This is a genomic window from Thermosulfurimonas sp. F29 (assembly GCF_019688735.1).
In the GTDB taxonomy this organism is placed as follows: Bacteria; Desulfobacterota; Thermodesulfobacteria; order Thermodesulfobacteriales; family Thermodesulfobacteriaceae; genus Thermosulfurimonas_A.
On the sequence record NZ_JAIFYA010000001.1, the window covers coordinates 89,611 to 108,793 of the forward strand.

General features: G+C 58.1%; 16 protein-coding genes. 2 read left to right on the top strand and 14 right to left on the bottom strand.

The annotated features are described in order from the left end of the window. Positions 1-18: 18 nt before the first annotated feature. From K3767_RS00455 to ftsH, 13 genes are all read right to left on the bottom strand, one after another. Positions 19-894, bottom strand: coding sequence for a hypothetical protein (locus K3767_RS00455; RefSeq protein WP_221171596.1), 876 nt, complete (start codon positions 892-894; stop codon positions 19-21). Next, positions 867-2,033: a cytochrome c3 family protein gene (locus K3767_RS00460; RefSeq protein ID WP_221171597.1), complete on the bottom strand. Its 1,167-nt coding sequence runs from the start codon at positions 2,031-2,033 to the stop codon at positions 867-869. Before K3767_RS00460 ends, K3767_RS00455 begins: the two co-directional genes overlap by 28 nt. Beyond that, a complete protein-coding gene (locus tag K3767_RS00465) occupies positions 2,030-3,952 on the bottom strand; it encodes a cytochrome c3 family protein (protein WP_221171598.1) in 1,923 nt (640 codons plus the stop codon). The genes K3767_RS00460 and K3767_RS00465 overlap by 4 nt, the downstream gene beginning before the upstream one ends. Further along, on the bottom strand, positions 3,949-5,553 hold the full coding sequence (locus tag K3767_RS00470) for a peptidyl-prolyl cis-trans isomerase (RefSeq protein WP_221171599.1): 1,605 nt from the start codon (positions 5,551-5,553) through the stop codon (positions 3,949-3,951). The genes K3767_RS00465 and K3767_RS00470 overlap by 4 nt, the downstream gene beginning before the upstream one ends. Beyond that, the gene (locus K3767_RS00475; protein WP_221171600.1) at positions 5,535-6,116 is read right to left on the bottom strand and encodes a hypothetical protein; all 582 of its coding nucleotides are present in this window, start codon (positions 6,114-6,116) and stop codon (positions 5,535-5,537) included. The genes K3767_RS00470 and K3767_RS00475 overlap by 19 nt, the downstream gene beginning before the upstream one ends. Before the next feature lie 2 nt (positions 6,117-6,118). Continuing rightward, on the bottom strand, positions 6,119-7,606 hold the full coding sequence (locus K3767_RS00480) for a hypothetical protein (RefSeq protein WP_221171601.1): 1,488 nt from the start codon (positions 7,604-7,606) through the stop codon (positions 6,119-6,121). Between the two features lie 4 nt (positions 7,607-7,610). Beyond that, positions 7,611-8,174: a GNA1162 family protein gene (locus K3767_RS00485; protein WP_221171602.1), complete on the bottom strand. Its 564-nt coding sequence runs from the start codon at positions 8,172-8,174 to the stop codon at positions 7,611-7,613. A gap of 39 nt (positions 8,175-8,213) precedes the next feature. Further along, positions 8,214-10,124, bottom strand: coding sequence for a hypothetical protein (locus tag K3767_RS00490; protein WP_221171603.1), 1,911 nt, complete (start codon positions 10,122-10,124; stop codon positions 8,214-8,216). Continuing rightward, entirely contained in the window at positions 10,121-11,101 is a 981-nt protein-coding gene (locus tag K3767_RS00495) for a hypothetical protein (RefSeq protein ID WP_221171604.1), read from the bottom strand. The genes K3767_RS00490 and K3767_RS00495 overlap by 4 nt, the downstream gene beginning before the upstream one ends. A 21-nt stretch (positions 11,102-11,122) precedes the next feature. Beyond that, the gene (locus K3767_RS00500; protein ID WP_221171605.1) at positions 11,123-11,968 is read right to left on the bottom strand and encodes a hypothetical protein; all 846 of its coding nucleotides are present in this window, start codon (positions 11,966-11,968) and stop codon (positions 11,123-11,125) included. Then, positions 11,965-13,044, bottom strand: coding sequence for a hypothetical protein (locus tag K3767_RS00505; protein ID WP_221171606.1), 1,080 nt, complete (start codon positions 13,042-13,044; stop codon positions 11,965-11,967). The genes K3767_RS00500 and K3767_RS00505 overlap by 4 nt, the downstream gene beginning before the upstream one ends. Positions 13,045-13,127: 83 nt before the next feature. Then, on the bottom strand, positions 13,128-14,270 hold the full coding sequence (locus tag K3767_RS00510; RefSeq protein ID WP_221171607.1) for a cytochrome c3 family protein: 1,143 nt from the start codon (positions 14,268-14,270) through the stop codon (positions 13,128-13,130). Between the two features lie 164 nt (positions 14,271-14,434). Further along, positions 14,435-16,309, bottom strand: a complete 1,875-nt coding sequence (gene ftsH, locus K3767_RS00515; RefSeq protein ID WP_221171608.1) for an ATP-dependent zinc metalloprotease FtsH — start codon at positions 16,307-16,309, stop codon at positions 14,435-14,437. 248 nt (positions 16,310-16,557) lie between these two features. On the opposite strand from ftsH, the gene K3767_RS00520 reads away from it, so the two are divergent. Continuing rightward, positions 16,558-17,214: a nucleotidyl transferase AbiEii/AbiGii toxin family protein gene (locus K3767_RS00520; RefSeq protein ID WP_221171609.1), complete on the top strand. Its 657-nt coding sequence runs from the start codon at positions 16,558-16,560 to the stop codon at positions 17,212-17,214. After that, positions 17,211-18,044: a fumarate hydratase gene (locus K3767_RS00525; protein ID WP_221171610.1), complete on the top strand. Its 834-nt coding sequence runs from the start codon at positions 17,211-17,213 to the stop codon at positions 18,042-18,044. Before K3767_RS00520 ends, K3767_RS00525 begins: the two co-directional genes overlap by 4 nt. A gap of 9 nt (positions 18,045-18,053) precedes the next feature. Here the strand turns inward: K3767_RS00525 and ftsZ are convergent, their stop codons facing one another. Beyond that, a complete protein-coding gene (ftsZ, locus tag K3767_RS00530; RefSeq protein WP_221171611.1) occupies positions 18,054-19,181 on the bottom strand; it encodes a cell division protein FtsZ in 1,128 nt (375 codons plus the stop codon). Between the last annotated feature and the right edge of the window lie 2 nt (positions 19,182-19,183).

Sequence of the window (19,183 nt, forward strand, 5' to 3'; positions counted from 1 at the left end):
ACCTTCTCGTATGGATCACTAAAACCCTCCCGACCAGACCTCCACCCGACCATTTCCTTCGTCAACCACCAGCAACCCTTCGGGTGTAATCTCCAGCTCCCGCGGAAGGTAAATCTGCCCCGGACGCCACCCCCTTTCTAAAAAAGAATATAATAATTTGGGAGGATTTTTCAAGGTAAAGACAAAAATCTTCCCCAGATAACGATCCAGAACATAGAGACGCCCCCCGGCCACCTCAATGGAAACCGGATACACCAAACCCGCGGCCGGCCGCCAGACCTCCTCCCGGCCATCCCAGCCGAGATGAAAGACCCGATGTGAGGTCTTCTCCAGGGCCCATATCCCGTCGCTCTTGACCTTGAAATCCAGAAAACCTATAAAATTTTTCGCCCGGGGCACCCACACCCTCTCCACCGTGACCTCTTCACCCTTTTTGCGCACGAAGGCCACGCCTCCCGTCTCGCGATCCAGCACATATAGAACACCCCGGTACCAGATCAACCGCTCGGGAAAGAGCTCCCGACCCCGATAGTGCAGGCGATGAATCTTTATGGACCGGGCGGTCAGATCTATCTCCAGAAGGGCGTTCTCGCTTCTCTCCACCACCCACAGGCGCCCCTCCGGACCGAAGTCCAGGTCCAGGGGGGACTTGAGCTTCCCGCCGGGATTCACGGCCTTGAGGGGCCTGCCCCGAGCGTCGTAAGAAATGAGCCGGCGATTTCCGGTATCCACCACATAAAACCTTCCCTTCTGCCAGGTGGCACTCATGGGATGGTAAAGATGCGTCCCGTCCGGCCCCACATCCATGGAAAGGACCCTTTTCCAGGCGAGGGCCCTTCCGAAAGCGAAAAAAAGACACAGCAGGATCAGTAACCCTTGTGACACTCTAGGCATAGGGAAGCCTCCCCGCTTAATCTCAGCTCGTATTTGAAGGGTGTCCCCATGGGATCGTGGCAGGTCACGCAGGTCAAACTCTGACCGGTGCGCGGATCCTTGACTTTCTCACCGATGGGGTGGGTAAACTTGCCCTGGGTCTTGTGACACCGTACGCACACCGCAATGGCATCTCCCTTGAGCATCCCGGCGAACCGGGAACCGTGACCCTCGTGACAATCCAGACACCTTCCCCAGGCCGGATGAATGTGAAGACTCTCCCTCTTCTGAACCAGAGCCTCACGATGGCACCGGATGCAGAGCCAGTCCGGAGAACCGCGAAGAAGGATTCGATTGTCCGAGGCGTGCGGGGAATGGCAGTTCACGCAGAAGGGCCTCCGATCGGAACGCATATAATGGGTATGCACCTTCAAAAAGTCGGACTTCCGATCCCGATGACACGAAAGACACATCTCCACCCCTGAACGCCCGCTCTCGTGACACTCCCCGCAGGCCTTCTTTCCGTAGGGCTCGTGCAGAAAATTGCGGACCAGATGGGGACGATCGCTCCCGTGAGGATTGTGACAGAGAAGACAGTCCATATCGGAACGGGCATACCTTCCGTGAAGGGAGACGGTGCGCTCCTTTTCGTGGCAACGATAACACACCCCCGCCCCCTCCTGTCTTAAAAGCGGCCTCGTTTTTCCGAAATGCGCGCGGTGACAGGCCAGGCATTGCCCCCTCTTAAAGGGCGCATGGGTGACCCTGTACGAAACCTTCCTTAAATTCCGGTGACAGTTAAAACATAACTCCGCTCCGGAGGAAGCCAGCAACCCCTTTGGACCGGCGTGAGGTTGATGACAGCGACCGCAGGCTCCCCGCTTCACCGGGAGATGGACCCAGGTGGCCCTTAACATCCTTTCCCGAAAGTCCTTATGGCATTCGTAGCACAGATCGGGAATGGGTCTTCGCAAAAGATGGGCATAACGGGATACATGCGGAAAGTGACACCTCTCGCACCGGGCTTCCTTTACCGGACCGTGTTGCACCGCCCCCTTAAAGGCCCCGGGACGATGACAACCCCCGTTGAAGCAGTTAACCGCCCCCGGAGCCGGCGTCACCCACAGGAGCCCCAGCAGAACCAGCCACACCCACCTCATTTCTTCCTCCTGTGACAGGGCTCGCAGTTGTCCTCCTCAAAGGGCGGATGAGTGGATCCGGACCAGAGCTGGCGTTCATCCGCCCCGCCATGGGGATCATGACAGGTCACACATAAACGCCCGGAAGGCGCTATCCCTTCATGACTTTCCGCGAGCACCGAACCGTCCTCATGACAGGTAAAACACAGTCGAGAAGGGGATACCCTGACCAGAGCCCTGTAGCGGGAGGTGTGAGGACGATGACACTTTAGACAGTCCTCCCGGGCCGGAGGATGGGCCACCCCCTGTTTCCAGAACTCGCTCACCTCCCCGTGACAGGAGAGACAGATTTTCTGCTGATCCCGGCGCAAGTAACCCTTCACATTCCCTCCGTGGGGAGCATGGCATTCCTTGCAATTCCCCCTTTCCACCGGAGCGTGCACCACCGGAAGACTTCTCGCCCTTTCGCCCAGCTTTTCATGACATCCGTAACATACCTCGGCCAGCGGTTTGGGGGCCTGGAAGGGATAATCCGAAGCGTGGGGCTCATGACAGAGATCGCATCTCTTTTCCGCCACCGGAAGATGCACCTGTTTATACCCCTCCACCTCCCTGAACCAGCCCCCGTGACACCCGCGACATAACTGCATCCACCCCTTGCGGAGGAGCCCCTTCTGCCCGGACACATGAGGATCATGACAACCGGAACATTTCCCCTGAGCAAAGGGGGTGTGCACACTGAAAGCCGACTGTTCTTCCCGGGTGCCGGGATGACACCGAAAACAGAGCTTCTCCTCCTCAGCCACCAGAAGACCCGGCCGGGAAGACTCGTGAGGCGCATGACAATCCAGACATAACCCCCGGGAGGCAGGCTCATGCCGCACCGCTCCGAAGAACTTGTTGCGGTGGCACTTCAGGCACAACTTCTCTCTTGAAGTGCGCAGCAGCCCCTTTTCTGGAGATACATGCGGGCGGTGACAGCCCAGACAGAGCCCCTTTTTGACCGCCCCGTGAACCTCGCGCGCCGCCGCATGCTCGGACTTTTTCTTCCCCAGGAAATAACTGTGACAGGAGGTACAGAGTTTCTGAGGAGAGGATACCAAGAGCGGTGAAAAGGCACTGCCGTGAGGATTGTGACAGTCCAGACAGCTTCCCTCCCGATATGGGGGATGTACCTCCCAGGCCCGGTCCTTCTCGTGACACCTCCAGCACAGATCCGGCACGGAAGCAACCGTTTTAAGGGGTTCCTCCCCGCTCATCCTGTGACACTTCTCGCACTTCTCCTCCTTTACCGGTGCGTGGAGAGAAGCCCTGAAAAGATGGGGTTTGTCCGAGGAGTGCGGATTGTGACAGGAAACACAATCCCCTCCCACGGCCACCCCGTGCGATTTTTCCAGATCCTCCGGGGAATGACACTCCAGACACAGGGAAGATACCCGGTCCTTGAGGAGGCCCTTGACCTCCGAAACATGCGGAGCGTGACACTTAAGACAACCCTCCTGAAGGGCCCTGTGCCGATAACGACCGCGAAGAACCTCTTTATGACAGCCCAAACAGAGCTCGTCCGTTTTGGCCTTGAGCAGCTTGGGTTCGGGGGCGGCATGAAAACCGTGGCACCTGTCACAACGCCCCTCCTTCACGGGACGATGAAGAAATCCCTGCCGAAACTTCTGTTCCAGATCCTTGTGACACCGCAAACACAGAACCGGGGGCTCCACCTTAAGAAAGGCTCCACCGATAAGTCCGTGGGGCCTGTGACAGCCGTAACAATCCCCCCGGGCCACCGGCGCATGCACCACCGGCCCCTCCTGCTTCACCCTGGCCACCATCTTCGGATGACAGTCCACGCACTTCTTGCGAACCCGGGGCCCCTGCGGACCCGGAGCCGGACCACAGGAAGCCAGAAGAACCAGCAGCAACCCTATCGCCCACCACCTCATGTCCCCAGCTCCTTCAACAATTTCTGCCAGGCCTTTTCGTTTATCTCAATACGGGAACGAAGCTTGAGCCTCTCCACATAATCGCGACGCAACTCCTCAAACCTCTCCCGCTCCAGAATGCTCTTAATGCTATCCTTGACCATCTTGAAGGGATGAGGGCTGGGAGGAATACGATCTATAAGCTTGATGATGAAGTAGTCCTTATCCACCTTGAAAAGGGGAGAAATGTCCCCGGGCTCAAGGGTATCCAGGACCTTCTTGATCTCCGGGCGCACCTGATCCTCCCGGTAGGTCTGAGGATGAACCCCGTGAAAATAAAGCCTCTTGGCCACCTCAAAGAAATCCTCCCCCGATCGAATCCGACGATAAAGTTCCCGCATGAGCTTCTCGTCTCCGCTCTGAATAACCGCAATCACCACCTTCCCGGGACGCAGGTAATCCTGCTTGTGCTCCTCATAATATTCCCGGATATCCTCCTCGGTAACCTTCACCTTGGGCCAGATGACCTGACGCTCGAACTCCCGCACCAGCATCTGACGCTTGTAAAACTCCCACAGGGACTTAAGGGGCTCGCGCCTCTCGTAGTGGCGATTCAGGGCTTCCAGATCCGTAAGGGTCTCCGCCACGATATTGTTGACCACTATTTTCCTCAACCTCCGAAGATCCTCTTCCGAAAGCTTTTTTCTCTCGGGATAGCGCAGCGCACGATCCCTCTTAAGCAACTCCTGAAAATCCCGCGCCGAAAGCTCCTTGTCCGCTATCCGAATAACCACCCGGTCTTTCAGATCATCGGGAAGTTTCCCCTCCGGAGTGATTTTATTAATGGTATCCCAGGCTATCTCCACCCTGTACTTCTTTTTCAATCTCTCTATTAGATCCCGCGTAAGTCGAGCCTCCTCCTCCCGGCGAAAGAGATCCCCTAAATCCGGCAACATATCCCTGAAATCCCCCGGAGTGGGTCCCACCCTGTCCTCCACACACACCACCACGAATCGCTTGCCCCGCTGATACGGCCCCAGCACCGCTCCGGAAGCGGCTGAAACCACATCCTTGCGAAGAAATGGAGGAATCTGGCGGGGCCTTCTGTATCCCAAATCCCTCTTCTTTTTCCTGGGGATCTTTTCAAAGACCTTCTGACACCCTTCCTGCCGGGCCTTTTCAGCCCAGGTGCGGGCCTCGGTGGCGTTTTCCGAATAAAAAACCCTGAGTCTTACCCGGGGAACGAACTCCCGAAGGTAGAGATCCCAGAGTTTTTCCCTCGTGGCGTGGATCTTCTGGTCCACCTCCTCGTTCCGGAGCAGCAGTAAAGACCTGACCTTTAAGAAAACCTCCAGCTTGCGACGATAATGGGGTGAATCGGCCAGATTCATGGACTCGGCCTCGTCGGCCAGAAGGTTCCACGCAATGAAATCGTCCAGAGCATCGGTAACCGGAGTGTTCTTATCGTGCCAGTAGTTCCACCACTTTTTAAAGTCCTCGGGAGTATAAGCTTTTCCGTTGATCCTGACCAGATAACCCTTACCGAAACCCAGAAAGGCCCGAGCCTGGAAGGGGGGCCCCCACAGCAGAATCAATAGTATTATCAGGAGGATACGCGACATCTGAAGAGACTCCTTTTCATGGAGGTCCTGACCACCTCGTGAACCATCCTCTGGGCCAGGCCGCTAAGGGAAGAAACCTTTCCGAAATGAAGAATCTTTCTATAGTCCTCCCCGTCTTTCACATAATAGGTTCCCCAGAGGAAGTGCCCATCTCTCACATCCTTCACCCACAGAAAAAATCCCAGTCGGACCTGATCCCCCACCTCCCGGGCCTCGGTCACCATCCCTCCCACCACCGCCTTGATTCCGAGCTCCTCCCCCATCTTCTCCATCACCCGGGCCGGAATACTCTCTCCCGGAAGACAACGCTCCCGCTCCAGGAATCGCTTAACCACCCCCTCCTCCGTAACCTCAAGACCGGAATTCACCAGCTCGGCAATCACCACCCGGGTGACCAACTCCCCTGCCCCCTCACGACGGGTCTGATTAACAAAGGGAAGAACCGCAACCCGACAGATCCCGGACTCACCATGGGCCGCTATGCGCAATCTGGGCCCCTTTCCGGCACACGAAAAGACCAGAAAGACCAGAAGAATTAACCCCGGCCACCTCCGGCGCAACACCCCTAAAACTCCGTAACCCACTTCTGAGCCTTGGCCCTGTTCTCCTGCTCTTCACCCTCTTTCTTGGCCTGGAGCACCACCGGCACGATCTTGCGATTCCGCACGATCATCCGGTTGCCCAGCACATCCCTTAGCCTGAGACTGTAACGCAAGCCCTTCGGAACCCTATCCAGGATCAACTCCCTGGCCACAGGCCCCCGACCCCGTAGCTCCTTTATCAATCTCCCATTTCCATCCCGGAGCTCAAGCGTCCAGCTCCGGAGGGGAACGAGATGACGGGCGATGCGAAAAGAGATCCTGACCCGATCCCCATCCCTAACCGCCTCCACCTGAACCGCGGGAGGGGAACCCACATAGATAAGCTTCGTCTCCTTCCAGGCCTCGTTCCCCGCCTCGTCCCATACCTTAAATCTTACCCGATAGACCCCCTCGGGAAGCTTTCTGCCGCTGGCATCCGTGCCTCGCCAGATTATCCGTCGGGGAAGATTGCCCATACCTTCCTGATTGATGATGGGACCATTACCCTTTTCCGGAAGGATCTGCACTGCCCAGCGCACAATCCGATCGGGTCTCTCAAGGACCGGACGCAACTCCACATAGTTCCTGAAGGCCGGGGCCTCCGGGGTCTCGCGAACCCGATAGACCCGCAAATCAATCGCCGGGGGAGTATTGTCCACACGGTAGGTGGCCAGAAAGAAACGCTTCTCCAGGTGCCATCCGGTCTTCCACTCCAGAACCAGATTTACCGGATATCGTCCCTCCTCCTCCGGAGCTCGCCAGAAGGCCAGATAATAAATCCCCTCCTTTATCAGGGGCACCTTCCTGCCGCCCAGATCCACCAGCATCCGATCCGGAGGAGGCCCGGAAATACGCATCCTTATGGCGCATTCCACCTTCTCACCTCCGCGCACACTGCGCGGACGAAGCAGGATCTCATCCACCGCCACCACCGGAGGGGGTACGGCCTGGACCCCGAGCTCCTCCTTCAACCCGGCAAATAGTCTTTCGCAACTCCTGCGGAGAAAGTCCTGAAAGGTGACCCGTCCGAGACCGAGAAGGGGGTGCCAGTCCTTCCCGGTGAAGGAAACCGTGCCCGCCCACACCAGCTTGAAGGTGCTGGTCTCGAGGATCCGCACCGAAAGCCCCAGCAAGGGCTCCCTGGGGTCCTTTTCCAGCACCGTGCCCAACAGGATGAACCTGGCCCGAAACTTCCTCAGAAGCTCCCTGGCCACTACCTGATCAATCCAGCCGGGGCTCTTCACCCGGAGGCGAGCCAGCTCCGGAATCACCTGCTCGGGATAGATAACCTGAAATCCCTCCCCCGCCAGATAATCCGCCACCGCCCGCGCCACCTCCAGATCCACTCCGTTGAGCCCTTTACTGAGATCCTCGAAGGGAAGCACGATAATCTGTGCCCGGACCGAAAGAACGAGGCCCAGCATCAGGGCCACGAGGGTGATCAGCACTTTTCTGAAATCAATCCCGGCCATAAAATCACCTGAAGGTCTTCAAAAGTTTCGCGGCCAGATCGAAACTCACCTCGATGGCATTCCTGGGTTTAAAACCGAAAAGTCTTCCCACCAGGCTATAGCCCGTCTCCGTGCCCCCCGCCTTCCAGATGATCTCCCCGGAGGCCACATCCAGAAGCCGGAGACTCAGGCTCACCACCGGATAACTGTAACTGCCCTCCCGTTCCGTCTCGTAGGCGTTAACGCTCCCCACGAGCAGGGCCTGCACCCCCAGGCGCTTCCCGAGCCGCCTCACCGTATCTCTGTCCAGCCCCATCCCTCCTTCCACCCCTTCCTCCGCCAGGACCTCGTCCACCACCGTGCGATCCACCACATCGAAAAGCCCCAGGGCCAGGGCCTCCATGGTCACTATGTCGCGCATGCGCTCGGCCACCTCCTTCTCCCGGGTGTGGTTCTCGAACTTGAGAACGGCCACCTTCTTGACGAAGGTGGGATCCACCCCCTCCCGCATATAGCTCTCCAGGTGTCCCCGGGAGGCACATCCGGCCAGAAAAAAGAGGAGGAGAAAACCCGCAAGGCACCGCCTCATCTTTAACGCCTCCTTAACATTAAGGTAGCAATCTTTTAGTTAAAATACAAGGTTCAGATTTACAAGCCAGGTCCAGCTACTCCGGGAGTCGATCTTGCTCCAGGAGTAACTGGAATTAAAATTTATGTGCGGCCCCAGATTCCAGGAGACATTCAGACTCAGGGAATCCCTCTTGGTACTGTTTCGAGAACCGTTCCAGCCCCCGCTCAGACGCACCCTGGGCGTGGCGGCCAGGGAAAAGGAATACTGATAGTCATAGATCCTTTCCCCTCCGCTATCGGTAAGAATGTGATAGGTATTAAAGGATAGAATGCTCGAGACCCGCCAGGTCAGTATGGCGGAATATCGTTTGGTGGTGGAGGTTTCTCCCCCGGAAGCTTTGGAACGGGTGTAATCCGTACGAAGATCCAGGGTCACGGTGGGCTTCAGCCGGGCCAGGAGATCCCAGCTCGTGGTAAATCCGGTGGTCTCGGAAGTGGAATTGCCGAAGGTGCGATTCCTGGAATAAGAAAAGTTGGTCTTCAGGATAAGATCCGGATAAAGTTCCATCTGGGCCCCCAGACCGTAGGACCGGGTCTCGGAGGTGGCCTCACCTCCGGTAAAGGCTTTATTGTAGGTATATGCGCCGCTAAGACTCACCGTATCCAGGGGATCGGAGCTCACCCCCAGGGAATAGCTCCAGGTCTCGTTTTTGGGCTGTCCCTCGGTCTCGTCGGAGGAGTAAGAGAGGGTCAAACGGGGCCGAAAGTAACGACTGGGATTCCAGGATCCGGAAAGGGAATGGTTAAAGCGTTTCACCTCCGCCCCCTCGTCGGGGCGGGTAATATCATAGGAAAAGTAATAACCGGTACGAATGTCCCGGGGAAAAGCATAGGCGAGGCTGAGGGATCCCTGATAATGTCTGGTGCGAGTCTCGACATGCCCCTCCGTTACAAAATAAAAACCCCGGGCGCGGGGATCGGGTAAATCAAAAGCCCCTCCCAGCACCAGGGTGAGCCTTAAATACCCTGAACTTATCGAGGAGGAAAACCGATAAGGCAGGGATACCCCGCTGGCCAGCCGCGTCCATCGAATTCCATCGGAGCTGTACTCAATGTCCCAGGAAGCGGTACCCGGGACGGAAATGCGGTTGATCCAGTCCCTGTACAGCTCTATCCCTTTTATGGCCGTGGCCCCCACCCGAACCACCACCGTATTGTTTCCCGCCGGATCCAGCCTGGCGGGAGGAGTACCGTTGAAAGATAAATCCACGAACACCCTGGCCTGCCCTCCCGGCCCCAGTGCATAGTCGGCCTCGCTCTTAACCAGAGAATATTGCTGGGAAAGAGCCAGAGATATCCCGTAGAAACGATTGCTATAGGTGAGACGGCCCACCTGAGAGGTATTTCGACTCCGGGAGTCCGCAACAAGATCCCGGTTCCAGTCCGAACGATAACTGTAATTGAGGGAAAGGTTCCGGAAAAAACCCCTTTCAAAGTCCCGCGACAGGGAAAATCCCCACCCGTGGTTCTTGCTGTCCACGGTTCGAGGATGAGCCTCGTTCCATTGGCGGCCCAGGTTGAAATAGAGTCCGACCTTTGCCTTTCGATAGTGGGTGGAGAGATCCGCGCTCCAGTTGTAGGAATTCATGGTGGGAGAGGAATCCGTGCGGGACTGGGTTCCGGTACCGGAAAGGTTGAAACTGAAAAGATCGTTGGTGAGGGTAAAAAAAACCGAAGGTACCCATGTCTTGCGCCAGGTATCCGCCTGGCTCTGATGAGAATAACGCACCGTTGCTCCGGCATTCATGGCCGGGGTCAAATCCCGCCAGAAAGAAAGGGTATAATTCCGACTCCACTGCGGGGGGGCCCCTTTGCTCTTGGTCCGTTGCCAGGAGGCGGAAAAATTGAAGGCCCACCCCGGCCCCCCCGCAAGAAGAAGGATCATCAGGAGGAGCCAGGGTTTTCTCATTTAACCTGGGCTTTCCTCCGTACAGGTTTGGCCCCCTTTCCCATACCCAGACTGTGCGGATCCAGGTGACACTTCAGGCACTGCGGGAACCGGCGATGCAGCGCCGCGGAATGAGGCTTTCCGTGACAGCCCTCACACTTGGGGAGAAAACCGTGCCTGGGATGACAGAAGGTACAGGCCAGCTTCCCGTGCTTGGCCCGGGTGGTGGAAAGACGCTCAAATTCCGTACCGTGACAGGAACCGCATACCCGATTTTCCACCTTCAGTCCCTTAAAGGACTTGATGTTCAGGGGCATGTGGGGATTGTGGCACATCAGACATTCCTTCATCGTCTGTCCGGGAACATGTCCTTCATGGCACTCAAAACACTTGGGAACTCTTCCGTGACGCTCGGAATGACAGCCCTCACATCCCACCTCCTGGTGGGCGCTCTTGTGAGTCTTGAGGATCTTTACCTCCGAGGCGTGACACAGGTTGCACTTACCACTCACATCCGCCAGGGCAATGCGCCGGGGACTGTGCGGCTCCCGGTGACAGGAAAGACAATCCTTGACCTGAGAGCCGTGGGGGAGTCCGTGACACCGCTGACACTTGGGCATGATCTCTCTCCAGTTGTTCTGCACGGGGTTATACCGGTGATAGACCCGGTGACAGTTGGTGCAGACCTGACGATGCTTGCCCCCGTGTTTCTTGAGCAACTGATAGATGGAATAATGACACCGGGCACATTCCACCGGAGACAGAGGCTTGATCTCGGCCTCAAATAAGGCCTTCTCCGGAGAAATCTTCTTCTTTTCGACAGCGGCCTTTTTAACCGGTTTTTCGGGCTCCTTAGCGGGAGCCTTGGCCGGAGCTTTGACCCCGGTGGCCACAGAGGGCTTGGCCTCCGCAGGCCCCGCCGGCTTTGTGGTACACGAAACCAGCCAGAAAAGCCCCACCACCATAAGAATCATTACTCCCCACCACGCCTTTCTCATCTTCAAACCTCCCTTCATTCCTTATTTGACCAGATTATGCGGATCTACATGGCAATCCAGACAACCCTTGAACCCCTGCAACATACTGGCGGGATGTGGTATGCCGTGACAGGTCTGACACTTGGGTTTCACTCCGTGCACCGAGCGGTGACAGAAGACACAGGCCAGCTTCGCATGCTTGGTCTTCCCGGACTCCAGAGTCTTCACGATCTGCCCGTGACAGGCTCCACAGAAACGATTGGGAACATCGTTTCCGTAGGTAACCTGCGTGGGCTTGTGCGCCTGGTGACACCCCACACAATCCTCAAAGGTCTGCCCCTTGAGGTGAGGATCGTGACAGTCAAGACAGTTGGGGATGTAACCGTGCCGGGTATGACAGAAATTGCAGGGTTGTTGAGCATGAGCGCTGGGAACCTCCTCCATCTGTTTCCCCGGACCGGGATGACAGGTAAGACAGGCCTTCTTGTACTCTCCGTTTTCAAAGGTAATTTCCAGGGGGGTGTGGGGATTGGTATGACACTGAAGACAATTTTTCAGGGTGAAATGGGATTTACCCCTGTGACATCGTGAACACTTGGGGATCATTTTACTTTTAGGGAAAAGCGGGGCATGCCCCAGATGACACCGCAGACACCCCACCTTGGCGTGCTTCCCCCCTTTGGTCTCTATCTGCTTGACCTGGGGAGGGTGGCACTTCACACAGTCGGCATCGGTGAGAACCGCCTGAGAGGAATTCCGGGGCGTGACGGAAGCCTTAGTCTTTGTGGAAGCCCCGGCGGAGGCCTTAAGGGCCTCCCTTCCGTAACCCGACAATCCCGGGAACCAGACCAAACCCAGACACACCATCAAGAAGACCAGTTTCCTCACGGCTGCGCCTCCTTTCCGCGTTTTTTGCGGGATTTGCCCCCTTTAGGGGTCTCTATCGGCCTCAAAGGAGTAACAAAGGAAGGTACCGGAGAATAAACCCCTTCCTCTCCGCCGAGAACGAAAACCTGCACCCGGCGATTGAAGAGATCCGCCACATAGATACGCCCCTTCGGATCTATCGCTATGTCCGTGGGATAATTGAACCAGCCCGGGGAGAACCCTCGCCCTCCGAATTCAAAGAGAAAACGCCCATCCTGATAGGAATAGGCCAGACCAGTGTGCCGCATGTAGTCTATGACCAGGATGAGGCCGAGATTGGGATCCGCCGCCACTCCACTGGGCCGGCTGAGTTTGCCCGGACCACCCCCTTTCTTCCCCCCCTTAAAAAGGAAGTGCCCCAGGGAGTCAAAGACATAAAACCGTCCCATCTGCGCACTCACCAGGTAAAGACGCCCCTTTTTATCTACATAGACATCGTTGATCAACGCCTTCTCCTTGGGCATCCCCGGCACCACCCGGTCCCTGACGCTTATTATGCGCACAAAACGCCCCTCCTTGTCAAGTACCACCACCCCCTCAAATTCCTCCCCGGCCACATAGATAAATCGCTTATCCACGGCCACCGAACGGGGTTTGAAATCAGCCGCCCCCTCGAAGGAATAATCCGGAAAGAAAAACTCCTTTTCCAGGATTCCCGCTCCGTTAAAGATGCTGAGCCGGGCCGGCTTTTCCCTGCTCGCGGCCTGACACACATAAATATTTCCCTCCCGATCCACCCACACTCCATAGGGAGAGGAAAGTCCTCGTCCTCGCCCCAGGGTGAAGCGAGGGAAAAAGTCAGGACTGAAGATGGCGATTTCACTCCGGGAAGGATCCGAGACATATATCTCCAGGGTCTCCGGATCCAGGGCCACCTCCATGGGGGAAATGAAGGGACGCCCTTCCATATCACGCTGAAGCACTCCCAGGACCACCAGCTTCCGAAAAGGGACTTTGGCCGGAACATCCCCCCCGGCAGCAGCACACGCTTCCACCCAGATCACCAGGAAAAGCACCCCCGCAACCCACCACCGCACTCTGCCCCCTCCCGAAAAAACCTCAAAAAAAAGCGGGGCCTTGCGGCCCCGCTTTTTCGGGGGGCTAACCCCCGCTCAGGACCTTAGTACTTCGTGGTGTGACAGGCAAAGCAACCGCAGTTGGCCGCCGAGGTGGCGTTTCCGGTCCCGGCCTGACAGGCACTGTAGTCCCAGCGCAGGAGGTCGTCGTAGGGCGAACCGTGGGCCTTGTGGCAGGACACGCAGAGCACGATGGCGTCACCGCTAGCCTGAAGCACCTGGCTCTTTACCGCACCCTGATTATTACCCACCGGCACATCCACAAAGTAGTCACCCGCAGCGCTAACCCCGTACTTTCCGCTAAAGAGGGCGGTATTCGGATAGTTACCGTACTCCTTGGTCTTTACATTGTTCATGTCGTAGTCGGTGGGGTGCCGAATCCAGGGGCTGCCCACCGTGGAGTCGTAATCAATCTGGGCGTGGAAATTACCGTGACACTCTCCGCAGAGGTAGTTGATGGTGTGCTTATCCGGAGCGGTGTAGGAATTCACCGTGCTCCGGTCCACGGCATAGTAACCGTTGTGGTGAGAGGTATCCAGCGTTCCACCCTCCCAGTCCGGATCCTCGGTGCCGTAAATACCCAGGAGGAAACGGTAGCTCGTGGCCACGGTGGTGGCATTCCCGGTCCCGGTGCGGTTGATGTTGGCATGGTGCGCGCCGGCAATGGAAGCAAAGGGATCCTCCTTGCTGGGATCACCGTGACACCCGTAGGTTCCGGCACAGGAGACCGCTCTCCCGGAAGGCCAGGTCCCGTTACCGCGACCGTAATCGCCGTTATAAACATACCCCGGCGGAGCGTTAAGCACATCGTCATTGTTGCCCAGCTCGTCCACATTGTGCACCTTGGCATCACTGAGAGTTACATAATAGAAGTCGCCCCCGGCCAGGGTGCTTCCCCGGGTGGAACCGAATACATACCCGGGATCAGAACTGTGTTTAACAATAGGAGTTACGGCCTGCACACCCGAAGGGGCACTGTCCGAGTGACACCCCAGACAGTTGGCCGCCCGGAGAAGCGTCCGATTGGGCGTGGTCGAGTTATCAAAGGTCATGGGACTGCCGCCCTGCGAGTTGTGCATGGTGTGACAGTTGCTACACTGGCCGCGCACCTTGGCCTGCGCCAGGCCAACGAGGCCCCCCAGGAAAAGAAAGATCACCAACCATACCCACATACCTTTCGTCTTCATTTCCGGACCCCTCCTCTTAACTTTTATTTAACCTCTACTTTTAATATAGGACAGGACCCTGAAAATTGTCAAGGGGCTCTATTTCTTTTTCCGCAAACCGTTTCGTGCTCTTTCGAGATTATTCTCTTTTACCCCAAACATTCCTTAAACAGAACCGAAAAGTTTCACGCGGTTGAACTTTTGGGTTTACCGTAAAGGAGGGTTTCCAGTTCCTGGCCCTCGAGGACTTCCTTTTCCAGGAGGAGCCCGGCGATGGTCTCTAGGCGCTCGCGATTCTCGGTAAGGATCTCCCGGGCCCGGGCGTAGGCCTCGCGCAGGAGCTTGGCAATCTCCTCGTCGATGGCCCGGGCGGTCTCCTCGGAGATGAGCTCGCGCTCGCGGAAGGGGATGTCTAGGAAGAGGTGTTCCCGGCGGCGGAAGGTCTGGGGGCCGAGCCTTTCGCTCATCCCGTAGTCCATGACCATGGCCCGGGCGATCTCGGTAGCCTTCTCCAGATCGTTCTGGGCCCCGGTGGAGATCTCGCCGAAGACCAGCTCCTCGGCGGCCCGGCCGCCCAGCAGCACGGCCAGCCGGTCGAGAAGCTCACTCCGGGTAAGCAGGTAGCGATCCTCGGTGGGGAGCTGCAGGGTGTAGCCCAGGGCCCCTATGCCCCGGGGGATGATGGAGATGCGGTGGACCCGATCCGCCCCGGGCACCGAGGCCGCCACCAGGGCGTGTCCGGTCTCGTGATAGGCCACCCGGCGTTTCTCCTCGGAGGAGAGATAGCGATTCTTGCGCTCGAGCCCGGCAATGACCCGATCCACGGCCTCCTCGAAGTCCTCCATCTCCACCCGGTCCTTCCCCTTTCGGGCGGCCAGCAAACAGGCCTCGTTCACGATGTTGGCCAGATCCGCCCCCACCATGCCCGGGGTGCGGGCGGCGATGACCCGGAGGTCCACATCCGGGGCCAGCTTCACATTGCGGGTGTGGATGCGCAGGATGGCCTCCCGGCCCTTGAGGTCGGGTCGATCCACCACGATGTGCCGGTCGAACCGGCCCGGACGCAGAAGGGCCGGATCCAGGATCTCGGGCCGGTTGGTGGCGGCAATGATGATGATCCCCTTCTTGGGGTCGAAACCGTCCATCTCGGTGAGGAGCTGGGTGAGGGTCTGCTCCCGCTCGTCCACCCCGGCCATGGGTGAGACTCCCCGGACCTTCCCCAGGGCGTCGATCTCGTCGATGAAGATGATGCAGGGGGCCTTTTGCTCGGCGGTGGCAAATAGATCCCGCACCCGGGCCGCCCCCACCCCCACGAACATTTCCACGAAGGAGGACCCGGAAATGGAGATGAAGGGCACCCCGGCCTCCCCGGCTACGGCCCGGGCAAGCAGCGTCTTTCCCGTGCCGGGAGGCCCCACCAGAAGCACCCCCTTGGGGATCTTGCCCCCCAGGGCGGTAAACCGCTGAGGATTTTCCAGAAACTCAATGATCTCCCTGAGTTCCTCCACGGCCTCGTCCACCCCCGCCACATCCCGGAAGGTGACCCGGATGTCCTCCTGGACATAGATGCGGGCCTTGCTCTTGGCCAGCCCCATGACCCCGCCCTCGGGAGGCCCGAAGCGCCGGAAGACCAGCATCCAGAAGAAGACCAGGAGAAAGACCGGAAGCACCCAGGAAAGCAGGGTGGAGAACCAGCCCGGATGAGGCCGGGCCCGGAAACGGATCCCCTTCTCCTCGAGTATGCGAACCAGGTCGGGATCGTCCACCTTCCCGGTGCGAAAGTACTTACCGGGCTGCTGGGGCTTCCCCCGGAGACGGGTGAGCACCTGCGCGGCCCCCTTCTTGAGCTCGCCCTCGATGTAGTCCTGAGAGATCACCAGGTTGTCCACCAGCCCCCGGCGGGCCAGGGCCTTGAACTCGCTGTAGGCCAGCTCCTCCCGGGGATAATTGTAGAAAAAGGGCCAGATCAAAAAGGCCAGTAATAATCCACCCAGGAGAAGCCAGGGAAGATATCGATTTTGTGAATCGAAGAGAGGTCCGCTTTTCTTCTTCCGGGGCATGGGTCTTAAATAATAGCCTTTTTTAAAGTAAAATACAAGTGTGCCCCGAAAGACCTCTCTAGACTGGGAGAACACCGGAGACCCGGAGGTCCTTCTTACCCGGGAAATGCTCTACGGTTATCCCATAGCGGTCTTAAAAAAATACGACCGAAAAAAGCTGAAAGAAAACTTTCTTAGAAAAATCCACCTTTTTCAGGGACCTCAACGGGCCTTCTGGCAACTGATCCTGGAGATTAAGGATGAGGAAATTGAGCGAAGCACAGAAAGAAACCCTCGCGCTCGTTTTAAGATCTGGCCTTACTGAGGACTTTTACCTCACGGGAGGAACCGCCCTCCTCCTCAAGTACGACCACCGAATTTCGGAAGACCTGGACTTTTTCACCTTTCCGGAAAAGGCTGAAGGCAACTTTCCCTCAGAAAAACTCTTCAGATTTTTTCAAAATTACGGAACCCTTCTGGATCACCGAGCGGGTACCTCCACGGGATTAATCAAAGGAATCAAGGTGTCCTTTTCTTCCTACCCTTATCCCCTTCTCCGTCCCCCGAAAGAGATAACCGTGGAGGGGGGCAGGCTTTTTCTGGCCTCCGATGAAGACCTAGCGGCCACCAAAATGATAGCCATAGCTCAAAGAGGATGTAAAAAAGACTTCTTTGACCTTTATTTTTTGATGACCAAACACGGCTGGGATTGGGAGACAGCTATGAATTTTTGTCTGGATAAGTTTTCCCTTAGCCAGGAGCAAATAGGTTTTCTTCTGAAGGGACTGGTGTATTTTTCGGATGCGGAGAGGGATTCTCTATGGATCTCTGAAGATATGCCTTTGAGAAACGAGCAATGGGAAGAGATCAAGGAGTTTTTTCGCCGGGGAATTCGGGGACTGGTGGAAAGGAAGGTGAGGGAATGAGGGAGATCGAGCGGGAAAGATTGGTGGAGGCGGTGGCGCGGGGGCTGGTGCGGGCGGTGCGGGAGCTTCCGGAGGAGGTGGAGGAGGCCCTGCGGAGGGCCCTGACCGCGGAGAAGGAGGAAAGGGCCCGGAGGGTGCTCGAGGTCCTCCTGGAGAACGCCGCAAGGGCCCGGCAGAGCGGTCTTCCCCTGTGTCAGGACACGGGGATTCCGGTGGTCTTCGTGCGGATGGGAGAGGAGGTTCGGGTGCGGGACCTTTACGGGGCCGTTGAGGAGGGGCTGGCCCGGGGAGCCCGGGAGGGGTACCTCCGGGCCTCGGTGTGCGAGGTCCTCACCCGGCGCAACACCGGAACCAACACCCCGGGAGTGATCCATGTGGAAGTGGTCCCCGGGGATCGCCTGGAAGTCGTCATCCTCCCCAAGGGCTGCGGCAGCGAGAACATGAGCCGGCTGGCCATGCTCCCCCCGGCGGCCGGACTCTCCGGGGTGAAACGGTTCGTGGTGGAGACCGTGTCCCGGGCCGGGGCCAACCCCTGCCCTCCGGTGGTGGTGGGAGTGGGCCTAGGAGGGGACTTTGAAATGGCCGCGCTGCTGGCCAAAAAGGCCCTGATCCGCCCCCTGGGCCGCCCGCACGAAAACCCGGAGGTGGCCCGGCTGGAGGAGGAGCTTCTTGCGGAGATCAACCGGCTGGGGATAGGTCCCCTGGGCTTCGGAGGGAGGACCACCGCCCTGGCCGTCCATGTGGAGACACACCCCTCCCACATCGCCAGCCTCCCGGTGGCGGTGAACCTCCAGTGCCACGCCCACCGTATGGTGAGGGTGGTAGTGTAAGCAGTCCTCTCAGTCGGCCTTGCGGCGGAGGAAGGCCGGGATCTCCAGTTCCTCCTCGGTGGGAATGGAGTCCAGGATCCGGCGAAGGCGTCGCCTCTCCTCCTTCCTTTCTTCCTCCCGGCGGGGTTTCTCGAAGGGAAGCACCTTCTGCTCCTCCTTTTTCGCGGGTTCCTCCTTCTGCCCGATGCCGGTGGCGATCACGGTGACCCGCAGTTCGTCGCCGATCTCCTCGTCGAAGACCACCCCCCAGAAGATCTTGGCCTCCTCGTGGGCCTCGCGGGCCACCTTGTCGGAGATGAGCTGGATTTCCTCCATGGTGAGGGTGTGAGGGTGAGCGGTGATGTTGAGGAGCACGCCCCGGGCTCCGGATATGGAGATGTCCTCGAGCAGCGGGCTGGAGATGGCGCTTTGGGCCGCGGCCTCGGCCCGGTTGTCTCCGCTGGCGATCCCCGTGCCCATGAGGGCCAGCCCACCCATGTCGGTCATCACCGCCCGCACATCGGCGAAGTCCAGGTTGATGTATCCGGGGAAAAGGATGAGGTCGGAGATACCCCGCACCGCGTAATAGAGCACATCGTCGGCCTTCTCGAACATCTCGAAGAGCTTGGCGTTGGGGGAGGCCAGGGCCAGGAGCCGGTCGTTGGGAATGGTGATGATGGTGTCCACATATTTCTTCAGTTCCTCGAGGCCCTTCTGGGCCACCATCATGCGCTGTTTGCCCTCGAAACGGAAGGGTTTGGTGACCACCGCCACGGTGAGGGCCCCGAGCTCCTTGCTCACCCGAGCGAAGACCGGAGCCGCCCCGGTGCCGGTGCCCCCGCCGAGGCCGGCGGTGATGAAGACCATATCCGCTCCGGAGAGCACCCGGCGTATCTCCTCCTCGGCCTCCAGGGCCGCCTCCCGGCCGATCTCCGGATTCCCCCCGGCCCCCAGGCCCTTGGTGAGGTCTTTGCCCAGCTGGATCTTCTCCGGAGCCGGGTTCAGGTCCAGCACCCGATAGTCGGTATTGGCGGCGATGAATTCCACCCCCTTGAGTCCCTTGCGGATCATGTTGCGGATGGCGTTGCCGCCGCCTCCACCCACCCCGACGACCTTGATCCTGGCCTGGTATTCGGATTCCACCAGCTCGAAGGTCATGG